Below are 15,182 nucleotides of genomic sequence, written 5' to 3'. Positions count from 1 at the left end.
CTGTTTGCTTGTTAAGCAAACAGGTTATTTTTGTAATTTGATCATTTATTAGCTATAAAAAAGTGAAGCCCTATTTTTTTACGGAGGGATCGTTGTGCGTATATTTGACGCTCATTGTGACGTTTTATATCAATTATTTTGTGACCAAGATGTATCGTTTGAACGCAGTCCGTCGTTACATGTAACGTACGATGGATTAAAGCAGGCAGGTATAACTGTACAAGGATTTGCTATTTATATCCCAAAACATGTAAGGCCTGAGTCACGTTTTTTCGTAGCTTTAGAGATGATTGATTATTTTTATGAGAAGGTTGTGTCACAGCCAAATATGAAAGTTGTTCGTTCAAAAAAAGAAATTGATCAATTACAACCAAATGAAATTGGCGCCATGCTCACATTAGAAGGATGTGAAGCCATTGGTGAAAGTTTAACGCAACTGCGTACACTTCTTCGACTTGGTGTTCGTTCTGTCGGTTTAACGTGGAATGATGCAAATATGGTAGCGGATGGGGCACTCGAGCAACGGGGGGGAGGTTTAACGAAATTCGGGAAAGAAGTTGTTCATTTATTGAACGAACAACAATGCTGGACAGATGTGTCACATTTAAGTGAACGAGCGTTTTGGGATGTCATTGAATTGGCTCATTATCCGATTGCTTCACATTCAAATGCGTACACGCTTTGCCCGCATCCGCGCAATTTGCGTGATGATCAAATTGAAGCGCTGATTAAGAAAAATGGGGTCATTGGTGTGACGTTTGTTCCACAATTTTTACGTCATGACACGCAAACGACGACGGTAACAGATGTATTGCGTCATATCGACCATATTTGTTCGTTAGGTGGGGAAAATCATATTGGCTTCGGATCTGATTTTGATGGCATTTTTGAAACAGTCGATCAATTGGCGAATGTTTCCCATTACACTCATTTCATTGACGAGTTGCTAAAACATTTTAAAGAAGAGCAAGTGAGAAAATTTTTGTTTTGCAATTTTTATGAGCGAATTCCTCAATAAAAAATCGGAAGAAAAATTCACATTTTTGTAACAAATATGTTGCAATTTTTTTGCAATAGGGCTAGAATGAAAGCGTTTAGTATATGAAATTTTTCAAAAAATTTATTAAGCGAAATGGTAGAGCTTTTTTTGGAAAAGTGCTACACTTATAATCGTACAATGTTACGTCACAATTGATGGAACTTTAAAGGGGTGTAAGACATGATTAGTCAACTTTCATGGAAAGTTGGAGGACAACAAGGGGAAGGTATTGAAAGTACGGGAGAGATATTCTCCATTGCGCTCAACCGACTAGGCTACTATTTATACGGTTATCGCCACTTTTCATCTCGAATTAAAGGTGGTCACACGAACAATAAAATTCGTGTCAGCACAACACAAGTTCGTTCGATTGCCGATGATCTTGATATATTAGTAGCTTTTGACCAAGAGACAATTGATTTTAACTTTCACGAGTTGCGTCAAGGCGGGATCGTCATCGCAGACGCCAAGTTTAATCCGACGATTCCAGATGAGTCAAGAGCTACGTTGTATGCGGTTCCATTTACAGATATCGCAACAGAATTAGGAACAGCTTTAATGAAAAACATGGTTGCAGTCGGAGCTTCCAGCGCAGTGCTCGGTCTCGATATTAGCGTATATGAAGGGGTCGTTCAGGAGATTTTCGGTCGCAAAGGCGAACAAGTCGTTGCTAAAAACATGGAAGCGATCAGAGCGGGCGCTCAGTTTATGCGTGAACAACTTGGTGACAACATTCAATTAATGCAACTTGATAAGGCAGATGGCAAAAAGAGAATGTTTATGATTGGAAACGACGCGATTGCGCTTGGTGCACTTGCTGGTGGCGCTCGTTTCATGGCGGCTTACCCAATTACGCCAGCATCTGAAATTATGGAATACTTAATTAAAAAACTTCCACAGTTCGGTGGCACTGTCATTCAAACAGAAGATGAAATCGCAGCTTGTACGATGGCTATTGGCGCAAACTATGCGGGTGTACGTACGTTGACAGCTTCAGCTGGTCCTGGTCTTTCGCTTATGATGGAAGCGATCGGATTAGCTGGAATTACAGAAACACCAATTGTCATTGTTGATACGCAACGCGGTGGTCCAAGCACAGGTCTTCCGACAAAACAAGAGCAGTCAGATTTAATGGCAATGATTTACGGTACGCACGGAGAGATTCCGAAAGTTGTCATGGCGCCAAGTACTGTGCAAGAAGCTTTTTACGATATGGTTGAAGCGTTTAATATTGCAGAAGAGTATCAATGTCCAGTCATTGTTTTAACAGACTTGCAACTTTCGTTAGGTAAGCAAACCGTTGAGCCGCTAGAATATGATAAACTTGAAATTCGTCGTGGCAAGCTCGTAACAGGGGAGCTTCCTGAAATTCCAGACAAAGGTTGTTTTAAACGATATGAAGTGACAGAAGACGGCGTGTCACCGCGTGTATTGCCTGGAATGAAAAATGGTATTCATCATGTCACAGGCGTTGAGCACGATGAAACAGGTCGTCCTTCTGAAGTAGCAGCGAATCGTATTGCGCAAATGGATAAGCGTTTACGCAAACTAAAACATATTCAATTCCCGACACCAGTTCATAAACATGTGAAGCATGAGGAAGCGGATTTATTAATCGTTGGGTTTAACTCAACGCGTGGGGCAATTGAAGAGGCGATGGAACGTTTGGAGCGCGATGGCATCAAAGTAAACCATGCACACGTTCGTCTCATTCATCCGTTCCCAACTGAAGAAATGTTGCCGCTTGTGCAATCAGCGAAAAAAGTTGTTGTTGTTGAAAATAACGCAACAGGACAACTTGCCAACATTTTGAAAATGAACGTTGGACATGCTGAGAAAGTATTTAACGTGTTGAAATATGATGGCAACCCGTTCTTACCGCACGAAGTTTATACAAAATGCAAGGAGTTGTTTTAAACATGGCGACATTTAAAGATTTTCGAAATAACATTAAACCGAACTGGTGTCCAGGTTGTGGTGACTTTTCCGTGCAAGCAGCCATTCAACGCGCAGCTGCCAACGTTGGACTTGAACCACATGAACTTGTTGTTGTATCTGGAATTGGTTGTTCCGGGCGTATTTCTGGTTACATTAATTCATATGGTTTCCACGGTGTTCACGGTCGGGCACTTCCAATTGCCCAAGGGGTGAAAATGGCCAATCGTGACTTGACTGTCATTGCTGCTGGTGGTGACGGTGATGGATTTGCGATCGGAATGGGACATACGATTCATGCGATTCGTCGTAATATCGATATTACGTACATCGTCATGGACAACCAAATTTACGGTTTAACAAAAGGTCAAACATCACCGCGTAGTGAAGTGGGTTTTAAAACGAAAAGTACGCCACAAGGGTCAGTTGAACCAGCATTGTCGATTATGGAAATGGCGTTAACTGCAGGAGCAACGTTCGTCGCTCAAAGCTTTTCTAGCGACTTAAAAGAATTGACGCAATTAATTGAAGAAGGAATGAAGCATAAAGGATTTTCGCTCATTAACGTATTTAGCCCTTGCGTCACATACAATAAAGTGAACACATACGATTGGTTTAAAGACAATTTAACGAGTTTAAGCTCTATTGAAGGATACGATCCTTCAAATCGTGAAATGGCGATGCAAACGTTAATGAAACATAAAGGACTCGTTACAGGGCTTATTTATCAAAATAAAGAGCGTAAATCATATCAAGATCTTGTACCAGGTTATAGCGAAAAACCACTGACAGAAGCGGATTTAACAATTAGTAAAGAAAAATTTGAACAACTTGTGGCAGAATTTATGTAAGAAAGGAAAGAGGGTGGTGAAAGCCATCCTCTTTTTTATGGAAAAACATTGTTTAAAAGTCCGGAAAATAATATACTATGTTAGTGTGCACGTACGAATAAAAGAAAGGAGAAATAACAATGAATGAAAAACAACGTTTACAGTACACAGCACAAATTGAACCCGATCATCCAACGGACAAAAAATCCGCTTTGGATGAAAATTTGCAACGTTTAAAGCAAAAAACGAGTCAAGACTATGAAAAATATTTTTCAACTGTATTTGTTCCCCCATCTTTGAAAGAGGCGAAAAAACGAGGAAAAGAGGAAGTGAAATACCATAAAGATTTTTCGATTCCAGAAGAATTTCGTGGCATGGGGAACGGTCGAAAATTTTACATCCGCACGTACGGCTGTCAAATGAATGAGCACGATACAGAAGTGATGGCTGGAATTTTTATGGCGCTTGGTTATGAACCGACGGATCGTCCAGAAGATGCAAACGTCATTTTGTTAAATACGTGTGCGATTCGTGAAAATGCGGAGAATAAAGTATTCGGAGAAATTGGTCACTTAAAGCCATTGAAGCAAAACAACCCTGATTTATTGCTTGGTGTATGTGGCTGTATGTCACAAGAAGAATCGGTCGTCAATAAAATTTTAAAACAATTCCAATACGTTGATATGATTTTCGGTACGCACAATATTCATCGTCTTCCGTATATTTTGAAAGAAGCGTACATGTCAAAAGAAATGGTTGTTGAAGTATGGTCAAAAGAAGGCGATGTCATCGAAAACTTACCAAAAGTGCGAAAAGGAAATATTAAAGCGTGGGTTAATATTATGTATGGTTGCGATAAGTTTTGTACGTACTGTATTGTCCCATATACACGTGGTAAAGAGCGTAGCCGCCGTCCAGAAGATATTATTCAAGAAGTACGTCACTTAGCCGCACAAGGATATAAAGAAATTACTCTTTTAGGACAAAACGTGAATGCGTATGGAAAAGACTTTACCGATATGAAATATGGTCTTGGTGATTTAATGGATGAGTTGCGTAAAATTGATATTCCACGTATTCGCTTCACAACAAGCCATCCACGTGATTTTGATGACCGCTTAATCGAAGTGTTAGCGAAAGGTGGAAATTTAGTGGAACACATTCACTTGCCGGTTCAATCGGGAAGTAGTGAAGTGTTAAAAATGATGGCACGTAAATATACACGTGAACAATATTTAGAGCTTGTTCGCAAAATTAAAGAAGCGATTCCTGGTGTAGCGCTCACAACAGACATTATTGTCGGTTTTCCAAATGAAACAGATGAGCAGTTTGAAGAAACGTTGTCGCTATATCGTGAGGTAGAGTTCGATTCTGCATTTACGTTCATTTACTCGCCACGTGAAGGAACGCCAGCAGCAAAAATGGTCGACAACGTACCGATGGAAGTGAAAAAAGAACGTTTACAACGATTAAATGCATTAGTAAACGAAATTTCTGCGAGAAAAATGAAGGAGTACGAGGGACAAGTTGTCGAAGTATTAGTCGAAGGGGAAAGTAAAAACAATCCGGACGTTCTCGCTGGATACACACGTAAAAACAAGCTTGTTAACTTCGTTGGCCCTAAGTCAGCAATCGGTCAACTTGTAAAAGTGCGAATTACAGAGGCAAAAACGTGGACGTTGAACGGAGAAATGATAGAAGAAATGATCGAGGTGAAATAGCGTGGCGAAATATACGAAAGATGACATCGTACAAAAAGCAAAAGAATTAGCTAAAATGATCGCTGAAACAGAAGAGGTAGAGATTTTTAAACAAGCAGAAGCAAAAATTCACGAAAATGAAAAAGTGCGCACGATGATTGCTAAAATGAAATCGTTACAAAAACAAGCTGTCAACTTACAGCATTATGGAAAAATCGAAGCGCTGAAAAAAGTGGAAGCAGAAATTGACGACATTTACGAACAGCTATCAGACATTCCAATTGTAGAACAATTTAAACAATCGCAAGTAGAAATTAACGACTTATTGCAACTTGTTGCTTCCACTATTTCAAAGACGGTAACAGATGAAATTATTACATCAACGGGCGGAGATGTGCTGCGAGGGGAAACAGGAGCTCAAGTGAAACATAGCCATTGTGGCCATTGCCATTAAAGAGTCCATTTTTATGGGCTCTTTTTTATGTTTTTGTACATATTTCGAAGAAGCTGCATACAATGAACTATACGGAATGATTGTTTTTTTATGTACACTTTTAGTTTTTTCGTGCATAGGATAAAATGAACAATGCATTTTTGAGGAGGGTTTGTTTCATGTCCCAATACAGAGAAATTATTACAAAAGCGGTTGTGGGAAAAGGCCGAAAGTTTACGCAATCGACGCATACGGTTTCCGCTCAACATCGTCCAACAAGCGTGCTCGGTTGTTGGATTATTAATCATCGGTACGAAGCAAAAAAGGTAGATCGCAATGTTGAAATTCATGGCAAGTATGATGTGAACGTTTGGTATTCGTACAACGATAATACAAAAACGGAAGTGCTTACAGAGACGGTATCGTACACCGATATGATTCCGTTAAAGTATCGTAACGAAGAGCTTATTAGTGAAGAACAAGAAGTGATTGCACGCGTTGTTCAACAACCAAATTGTTTAGAATGTACGATTGCCCCAAACGGAAATAAAGTAACTGTCGAAGTAGAGCGAGAGTTTGTTGCAGAAGTCATCGGAGAAACAAAAGTACGTATTGCAGTCGTTGATACATCATCAGACGAAATAGAGGAAGATATTGAAGCGGAATTAGAACAGTTAGATGAAGAGCTTCTTCAAGAAGGGAGCAATAAAAACTAGGAAGTTTATTCTTCCTAGTTTTTATTTTTGTTATAATAATTGAAGTCAATATCTCGGAACGTTGGAGGAAAGAGCATGACTTACACACCGATGATTCAACAATATTTAGCAATTAAGTCACAATATAAAGATGCTTTTTTATTTTTTCGCCTCGGTGATTTTTATGAAATGTTTTTTGAAGATGCAATTAAAGCATCACAAGAATTAGAAATTACGCTTACAAGCCGAGATGGCGGGGGAGAAGAACGTGTACCGATGTGCGGGGTGCCTTATCATTCGGCTGCTATGTACATTGAACGTTTGATTGAGAAAGGTTATAAAGTTGCGATTTGTGAGCAAGTTGAAGATCCAAAAACGGCGAAAGGGGTAGTGCGCCGAGAAGTTGTTCAACTCATTACACCAGGAACGGTTATGGAAGGGAAGCAGCTTGAAGAGAAAGCAAACAACTATTTAACCTCATTGACGTCATTTGAAGATGGTACGTACGGACTCGCGTATACAGATTTGACAACCGGGGAAAGTCGCATCACGCTTCTTCATTCGTTTGAAGATGTGTTCAATGAAATTTATTCCATTGGCACAAAAGAAATTGTTGTTGCGACGACGTCTAAAGAACAATGTCAATCCCTACAAGAACGATATGCTCTCACGGTTTCATGTGAGGATGAAACAATGATTCCACCGTCTTGTGAATCTGTTGTTTCACATTTGAAACAAGAAAAGTTACTCGTGACGTTTGGAAGATTATTGAATTACTTAGTAAAAACACAGAAACGAAATTTGACGCATCTGCAGCCGGTCGAGCTGTATGAAGTTAATTCGCATATGAAAATCGATATGTATTCCAAACGGAATTTAGAGTTAACGGAAACGATGCGGACAAAAGGAAAAGCAGGTTCCCTTTTTTGGCTTCTTGATGAGACGATGACCGCAATGGGCGGGCGTCTACTTAAGCAATGGATTGATCGTCCGTTATTAGATCGTGAAAAAATTGAACAGCGATTGCATTTTGTTGAGCAATTTTTGATACATTATTTTGAGCGACAAGAATTACGTGAATATCTTCGCAGTGTATATGATTTAGAGCGGTTAGCTGGACGTGTGGCGTTTGGAAATGTGAACGCGCGTGATTTAGTTCAATTGAAAAAGTCGTTAAAACAAGTACCTTTCATTTCCTCACTTCTTATGCAAATTCATGATAAGCACATTCAATCATTTGCACAACAGTTAGATGCATGCGAAGAACTTGTTCAATTGTTAGAAGAAGCAATTGAAGAAAATCCCCCTCTTTCTGTGAAGGAGGGTGGAATCATTAAAGATGGTTATAACGAAACGTTGGATCGATTTCGAGATGCTAGTCGAAATGGGAAAACGTGGATTGCGCAGTTAGAAGCGAAAGAACGGGAATTAACGGGAATTAAATCGTTAAAGATTGGTTATAATCGAGTGTTTGGATATTATATCGAAGTAACAAAAGCAAATTTGCACTTATTACCGGAAGGACGATATGAACGTAAACAAACGCTAGCTAATGCCGAGCGTTTTGTGACGAAAGAGTTGAAAGAAAAAGAAGCACTTATTTTAGAAGCAGAAGAAAAAAGCATAGAATTAGAATATGAATTATTTGTTTCTATACGTGAACAAGTAAAACAATATATTGCACGTTTACAAAAATTAGCAAAAAACATGAGCCAATTAGATGTTTTACAATGTTTTGCTACTGTCAGTGAAAAATATAATTACTGTAAACCGCAGTTTTCCCACGATCGTCGTCTTGTAGTTCGACAGGGGCGACATCCTGTTGTTGAAAAAGTATTAGGATCAAATATTTATGTTCCAAACGATTGTTATATGGATGCTGAACGAGAAATGCTGCTTATTACAGGACCGAATATGTCTGGAAAAAGCACATACATGCGTCAAATTGCATTAACAGCTATTATGGCACAAATTGGTTGTTTTGTTCCAGCGGAAGAAGCGATATTACCGATCTTTGATCAAGTATTTACGCGTATTGGAGCGGCTGACGATTTAGTTGCAGGTCAAAGTACATTTATGGTTGAGATGTTAGAAGCACGTCATGCGATCGTTCACGCGACGCAAAATAGTCTTATTTTATTTGATGAGATTGGTCGTGGAACATCCACATATGACGGTATGGCGCTTGCTCAAGCCATGATCGAGTATATTCATGATCGCATTGGCGCCAAAACACTATTTAGTACTCACTATCACGAATTAACGGCACTCGAACAACGATTGCCACGCCTAAAAAATGTTCATGTGAGTGCGGTAGAAGAAAATGGTAAAGTCATCTTTTTGCATAAAATTAAAGAAGGTCCAGCGGATAAAAGCTACGGCATTCATGTAGCTCACTTAGCTAAGTTGCCGTTAGATTTGATTCAACGGGCTGAACAAATTTTATTTGAATTTGAATCAAATTCGACACCGATCATAAAAGACAAGAAAGAGAAGTTTGAGCAATTAAGCATGTTTGAAGAACGACATGACAAAGTGCGTTCGGATATATCAAAAAAAGAGAAAGAAGTGATTAAGCGTATTCAGGCGCTCGATTTACTTGATATGACACCGCTTGAAGCGATGAATAAACTATATGACATTCAAAAGCTACTAAAGTGAAAGGAGGAAAAACGTGGGGAAAATTCGCAAACTTGATGACGCGTTAGCGAATAAAATTGCAGCAGGGGAAGTTGTGGAACGCCCGGCTTCTGTTGTGAAGGAACTTGTTGAAAATGCGATTGATGCTCATAGCACGATCATTGAAGTCGAGTTAGAAGAAGCGGGATTGGCAAAAATTCGCGTGGTTGACAACGGAGATGGGTTAGAAGAGGAAGATTGTTTTTTAGCTTTCGAACGACACGCAACAAGTAAAATTAAAGAAGAAACAGATTTGTTTCGCATTCGTACACTCGGCTTTCGAGGAGAAGCGTTGCCTAGTATTGCTTCCGTTTCCCATTTAGAATTGAAGACGAGTACTGGTGAAAGATCAGGAACGTGGCTCGTTTTAAAAGGCGGGGAACTTGTGCAACATAGTCGGACGAGCAGTCGAAAAGGAACAGATATTACTGTTTCCCATCTATTTTTCAATACACCAGCTCGTCTAAAATATATGAAGACCATTCATACGGAGCTTGGTCACATTGTTGATGTGATCAATCGTCTAGCGCTTGCACATCCGCATATTTCATTTCGGTTAACACATAACGGAAAACAACTGTTTTATACGAACGGAAATGGGGATGTACGGCAAGTGTTAGCTGCGATTTACGGAATTGATATTGCAAAAAAAATGATTGCTATTCGTGCGGAGACTCTTGATTTTACAATTAACGGTTATGTTGCTTTACCTGAGGTGACGCGTGCGTCCCGGAACTATATGACGACCATCGTCAATGGACGATATATTAAAAACTATTCGTTATATAAAGCGATTGAAGAAGGATATCATACGCTTCTTCCAATTGGACGGCATCCGATTGCATTTTTAAATATTGTTATGGATCCACTTCTTGTAGATGTAAACGTTCATCCAGCCAAGTTGGAAGTGCGTTTTAGTAAAGAAGGAGAATTAAACGAACTCGTTCAACAAACGATTCGCCAAGCATTTCAAAAAAAGACGCTCATTCCCGAGATAACCATACCACGAGTGGAAAAACCGAAAACAGAACAACAAACGTTTTCGTTTGAACATATCGTGAAAGAATCCAATGGGGTGTCACCTCGTGTAACGAAGGTACATCATGATCAGGAAAAGAAAACAGAAAAGAGAATCGTTTTAGAGAGAAGTGACGAGCGTACCCGTGATCAAGATGTTAAGACACTCGATGTAGAACCTGTTGTTCCAAGTGAACATGTAATAGAAGAGATGGATCGAGAACGCATTCCGCCATTATATCCGATTGGCCAAATGCACGGGACATATATTTTAGCTCAAAATGAAAACGGGCTGTATATTATTGACCAACATGCTGCACAAGAACGAATTAAATACGAATACTTCCGTGAAAAATTAGCAAGTGTTACAAATGAGTTACAGCCTTTACTTATTCCACTGACGCTTACTTATTCATCAAGTGAGTATTTACTTATTGAAAGTTACCGCGACCAATTAGCTGCGTGCGGTGTGTTTTTAGAGCCGTTTGGTCATAACAGTTTTATTGTTCGCTCTCATCCTCAATGGTTTCCAAAAGGGGAAGAAGCAGTAATTATTGAGGAAATGATTAAGCAAGTGTTAATAATGAAAAAAGTAGACATCAAGCAACTCCGGGAAAAAGCAGCGATTATGATGAGTTGTAAACAGTCGATTAAAGCGAATCAATTTTTGCGCAACGATGAAATATTTGCATTGCTCGAGTCGTTGCGTAAAACAAGCAATCCGTTTACATGCCCGCACGGTCGTCCAATTATTATTCATTTTTCTACTTATGAACTAGAAAAAATGTTTAAACGTGTCATGTAGAAAGCGGATATTTTTCGTCCGCTTTCGAATGAAATTTTTCAAAATGAGATGATAAAATGTACAAGGTTTGTCTATAATAAATGAATGTGAATTAGAGTGGAAAGTAGTGGTATTTTATGGAAGAAAAAGTCGTTGTGTTAATTGGTCCAACGGCTGTAGGGAAAACAAAAATGAGCATAGAGTTAGCCAAGCGTTTAAACGGAGAAATTATTAATGGAGACTCGATGCAAGTATATAAAGGACTAGATATCGGAACGGCTAAAATTCGTCAAGAAGAAATGGAAGGTATTCCACATCATTTACTAAATATAAAAGAGCCGCATGAATCTTTTTCTGTTGCAGAGTTTCAGACGCTTGCTCGCTCACTTATTACAGACATTACGAGACGAGGAAAGCTTCCAATCATCGTTGGTGGTACAGGGCTATATATTCAATCTGTTATTTATGATTATCAATTTTCAGATGCACCTTCCAACAGCTTGTATCGTCAGTCGCTCGAGCGATATTCGCCTGATGAGCTGTATGAACAACTGAAACGTATAGATCCTTTAAGTGCAGAACGTATCCATCCGAATAATGTTCGCCGTGTCATACGTGCGTTAGAAATTTACCATTGCACAGGGAAAACAATGACAGAATGGCTAAAAGAACAAAAACGACAACTTGTTTACAACGTTGCACTCATTGGGTTGGCAATGGAACGAGAAAAACTATATGAACGTATTAATCGGCGAGTAGATGAAATGATTGCTCAAGGATTGATTGAAGAAGTGAAGCGATTGTATGATCAAGGTTTACACGACTGTCAAGCCATTCAAGCCATCGGTTATAAAGAGCTCTATGCACACTTGGATGGAGAAATTACGCTTGAAGAAGCGATCGAACAGTTGAAACAAAACTCCCGTCGCTACGCGAAGCGCCAACTTACATGGTTCCGCAACCAAATGCCTGTTCGATGGTTTGACATGACGGATGACACAATGTTTGAGATGCGGGTCAATGAAATTTTGCATTACATAGAAGGAAAGTTTCGCTTTCAAGCGAATATATAGACGTAATGTAGAGAGAAAAAGAGGAGGACGACGTAATGAAAAACACAATAAACATTCAAGATCAGTTTTTAAATCAATTGCGGAAGGAAGAAACGACGGTTACTGTATTTTTACTGAATGGATTTCAATTGCGTGGATTAGTGAAAGGATTTGACAATTTTACAGTGTTATTGGAAGTGGACGGAAGACAACAACTAATTTATAAACATGCGATTTCCACATTTGCACCACAAAAAAATGTGAAAATCGAGATCGAGTAACCCAAATCGCTCACCATATCGGTGGGCGATTTTTTTCATTAGGCATTTGTCACGAAATAGGCAACAACAGCGTATATTGATAAAAGAAGCAACGATGAAGGAGAGGTGACAGCGCCTTGTCAGAGTTGACGATGAAGCAAACGAAAAGTCAAATTAATATTGTGCTTAACGCAAAAAATGTCAATTACTTGCCAAAAGAAGAAGCACCTAATCGAATTGATTATCATCAACATGCGGTGCTGAAAGAAATCCAAAAAGAGCTAGATGAATTAGTTGGACTGAGTGAAGTGAAAAAATTAATTAAGGAAATTTATGCTTGGCTATATATTAATAAAGCGCGTCAAGTGAACGGATTGAAAGGAAATAAACAATCGCTTCATATGATTTTTAAAGGGAACCCAGGTACAGGGAAAACGACAGTTGCTCGCATTCTTGGGAAGTTGTTTTTAGAAATGAACGTTTTATCCAAAGGACACTTTATTGAAGCAGAACGTGCTGATTTAGTCGGTGAATACATCGGTCATACAGCGAATAAAACGCGCGATTTAATTAAAAAAGCACGCGGAGGCATTTTGTTTATTGATGAAGCTTACTCACTTGCACGCGGAGGAGAAAAAGATTTTGGAAAAGAAGCCATCGATACATTAGTAAAAGGAATTGAAGATTTTTCTGACGATTTAGTCGTAATTTTAGCCGGATATCCGGCTGAGATGGATTATTTTTTATCGTTAAACCCAGGATTGCCGTCACGTTTTCCGTTAATGCTCGAATTTCCTGATTACACAGCAGAGGAACTTGTACAAATCGCAAAACAAATGCTTCACATGAGAGAATATGAGCTTACTTCCGAAGCAGAACGAAAGCTACGTGAACATATTGAACAGCTGTTAACTGGGGGGTATCAAAGAAAGTTTAGTAACGGTCGTTACATTCGAAATTTGATTGAAAAAGCAATTCGGAAACAAGCAGTGCGCCTGTTGCATGAAGGGCGTTATGATAAAAAAGAATTGATGATTATACGAGAACGGGATCTAGTTGTTGAATGAATAGGGGAGGGGAACCTTCCTTATTTTTTATGTAAGAAAGAAGGGTTTCTTTTTTATTTTGTAGAATATAGTCTGAAAATAAAAAATATTACTTATATTAATATAAAAAGTTGAGGAGGGGTTATTTTGCATATTACAATTGGAGAACTATTTTCACAGTCTGTAAGGAAATTCCCCAAAAAAGAGGCGCTTGTTGATGTTCGTACAGGGCTTCGTTATACGTACGAAGCATGGGAAAAAGAAGTGGACCAACTTGCAAACGCTTTCTTAGGAGCGGGAGTCCGAAAAGGAGATCGCGTATCGACCGTGTTATTTAATACGGCAGAACTGGCGACTGCTTTTTTTGCGTGCGCGAAAATCGGGGCTGTCTTCAACCCGATCAACTTTCGTTTACGTTCACAAGAAATCGCTTACATTTTAGCTGATGCTACTCCAAAAATCGTGCTATTTGAACAAGCCGTTGAGCCACAAATCGCAGCCATCCATCGTGAATTTCCACATATTTCTTTTTGGGCCATTGATGGGCAAGCACCAGCATATGCAGTTTCCTATCGTGAACAAATCCAACGCGCAAATAGCGAACTTCCAGTCATCGATGTTTTTGAACATGACTTGTATGCGATTATGTACACAAGCGGAACGACAGGGCGACCAAAAGGAGTGATGCATCGACATCGCGACATGGTCGAACAAAGCTTGATTTGCAATTCCGTTATGCGCATTCGCGAAACAGAGCGGGGACTTGTCACCGCACCGATGTTTCATTGCGCAGAATTGCATTGTTGTTTCCTTCCGCGTGTTCACGCTGGAGCAACAAACGTCATCGTCCACCATTTTGATCCGAAACAAGTGTTAAGCGTCATCGAGCAAGAGCGAATTACTATATTATTTGCTGCACCGACGATGTGGAATATGCTGCTGCAAGAGAAATTGTCCGATTATGATTTATCGTCGCTTCGCATCGGATTATACGGAGCTGCTCCGATGGCGCCAGTGCTTGTGAAAGAATGCAAAGAGCGGTTAGGAATTGAATTAATTCAAGCGTACGGCATGACGGAAATGGGACCGGCGGTGACTTTCTTATACGAAGATGAGCAATTAACGAAAGCCGGGTCTGCCGGGCGCGCGTGCTTAAACCATGAAATTCGCATCGTCAAACCGCGCGAAGATGGACCGTCTGACCCAGACGACATCTTGCCGCCAGGACAAGTCGGCGAAATTATTGTCAAAGGCCCGTGCATGATGGTTGGCTACTATAACCGTGAAGATGCGACGGAAAAAGCGATGTATAAAGGCTGGTATCATTCCGGCGATTTAGGCTATATGGATGAAGAAGGGTATTTATACGTTGCCGATCGCGTCGATGACATGATTATTAGCGGAGGAGAAAACGTCTATCCGCGCGAAGTAGAAGACGTGCTTTATGAGCATGAAGGAGTGCTTGATGTCGCTGTACTTGGAGAGCCGGATGCGCTATGGGGAGAAAAAGTTGTTGCGTTTGTTGTGAAAAAAGACAACGCGCTTACCGTCGAACAATTAGAGGCGTTTTGCAAACAAAGCGACAAACTCGCGCCATACAAACGACCGCGCGCCTATTATTTCGTCGATGCACTACCACGCAATGCGAGCGGAAAAATTCAAAAGTTTTTATTGCGCGAACAAATGAAGAAAATGGCGCAATCATAGGGTGG

Annotated in this window: 12 protein-coding genes; all 12 read left to right on the top strand. The window is 39.8% G+C overall.

Annotation, left to right across the window (positions count from 1 at the left end):
* The first annotated feature begins 94 nt into the window (after positions 1 to 94).
* The 12 genes from ASC42_RS08235 (at position 95) to ASC42_RS08180 (ending at position 15,177) form a co-directional block, all read left to right on the top strand.
* Positions 95 to 1,018, top strand: coding sequence for a dipeptidase (locus ASC42_RS08235; RefSeq protein ID WP_055441355.1), 924 nt, complete (start codon positions 95 to 97; stop codon positions 1,016 to 1,018).
* A gap of 201 nt (positions 1,019 to 1,219) precedes the next feature.
* Positions 1,220 to 2,956 (top strand): 2-oxoacid:acceptor oxidoreductase subunit alpha, encoded by a 1,737-nt coding sequence (locus ASC42_RS08230; protein WP_055441354.1) that lies wholly within the window; start codon positions 1,220 to 1,222, stop codon positions 2,954 to 2,956.
* A 2-nt stretch (positions 2,957 to 2,958) separates the two neighbouring features.
* Complete coding sequence (locus ASC42_RS08225; RefSeq protein WP_055441353.1) at positions 2,959 to 3,825, top strand: 2-oxoacid:ferredoxin oxidoreductase subunit beta; 867 nt, start codon at positions 2,959 to 2,961, stop codon at positions 3,823 to 3,825.
* A 119-nt stretch (positions 3,826 to 3,944) separates the two neighbouring features.
* On the top strand, positions 3,945 to 5,525 hold the full coding sequence (gene miaB, locus ASC42_RS08220) for a tRNA (N6-isopentenyl adenosine(37)-C2)-methylthiotransferase MiaB (RefSeq protein WP_055441352.1): 1,581 nt from the start codon (positions 3,945 to 3,947) through the stop codon (positions 5,523 to 5,525).
* 1 nt (position 5,526) lies between these two features.
* Positions 5,527 to 5,958, top strand: a complete 432-nt coding sequence (locus tag ASC42_RS08215) for a YlbF/YmcA family competence regulator (protein WP_055441351.1) — start codon at positions 5,527 to 5,529, stop codon at positions 5,956 to 5,958.
* Between the two features lie 158 nt (positions 5,959 to 6,116).
* Entirely contained in the window at positions 6,117 to 6,653 is a 537-nt protein-coding gene (locus tag ASC42_RS08210) for an outer spore coat protein CotE (protein WP_055441350.1), read from the top strand.
* Between the two features lie 75 nt (positions 6,654 to 6,728).
* A complete protein-coding gene (gene mutS, locus ASC42_RS08205) occupies positions 6,729 to 9,293 on the top strand; it encodes a DNA mismatch repair protein MutS (RefSeq protein ID WP_055441349.1) in 2,565 nt (854 codons plus the stop codon).
* A 13-nt stretch (positions 9,294 to 9,306) separates the two neighbouring features.
* On the top strand, positions 9,307 to 11,133 hold the full coding sequence (gene mutL, locus ASC42_RS08200; RefSeq protein ID WP_055441348.1) for a DNA mismatch repair endonuclease MutL: 1,827 nt from the start codon (positions 9,307 to 9,309) through the stop codon (positions 11,131 to 11,133).
* 116 nt (positions 11,134 to 11,249) lie between these two features.
* The gene (miaA, locus tag ASC42_RS08195; protein WP_055441347.1) at positions 11,250 to 12,185 is read left to right on the top strand and encodes a tRNA (adenosine(37)-N6)-dimethylallyltransferase MiaA; all 936 of its coding nucleotides are present in this window, start codon (positions 11,250 to 11,252) and stop codon (positions 12,183 to 12,185) included.
* Between the two features lie 35 nt (positions 12,186 to 12,220).
* Positions 12,221 to 12,445 carry an RNA chaperone Hfq gene (gene hfq, locus ASC42_RS08190; RefSeq protein WP_012575112.1) on the top strand — a complete coding sequence of 75 codons (225 nt, stop codon included), beginning with the start codon at positions 12,221 to 12,223 and terminating at the stop codon, positions 12,443 to 12,445.
* 116 nt (positions 12,446 to 12,561) lie between these two features.
* The gene (gene spoVK, locus ASC42_RS08185) at positions 12,562 to 13,491 is read left to right on the top strand and encodes a stage V sporulation protein K (protein ID WP_055441346.1); all 930 of its coding nucleotides are present in this window, start codon (positions 12,562 to 12,564) and stop codon (positions 13,489 to 13,491) included.
* 126 nt (positions 13,492 to 13,617) lie between these two features.
* The gene (locus ASC42_RS08180; protein ID WP_055441345.1) at positions 13,618 to 15,177 is read left to right on the top strand and encodes a fatty acid--CoA ligase; all 1,560 of its coding nucleotides are present in this window, start codon (positions 13,618 to 13,620) and stop codon (positions 15,175 to 15,177) included.
* Positions 15,178 to 15,182: the final 5 nt, after the last annotated feature.

Source organism: Anoxybacillus suryakundensis (assembly GCF_001418025.1).
Taxonomy (GTDB): Bacteria; Bacillota; Bacilli; order Bacillales; family Anoxybacillaceae; genus Anoxybacillus; species Anoxybacillus tengchongensis.
The sequence above is the reverse complement of the archived record's forward strand: the minus strand, read 5'-3'. Positions and strand labels throughout refer to the sequence as shown.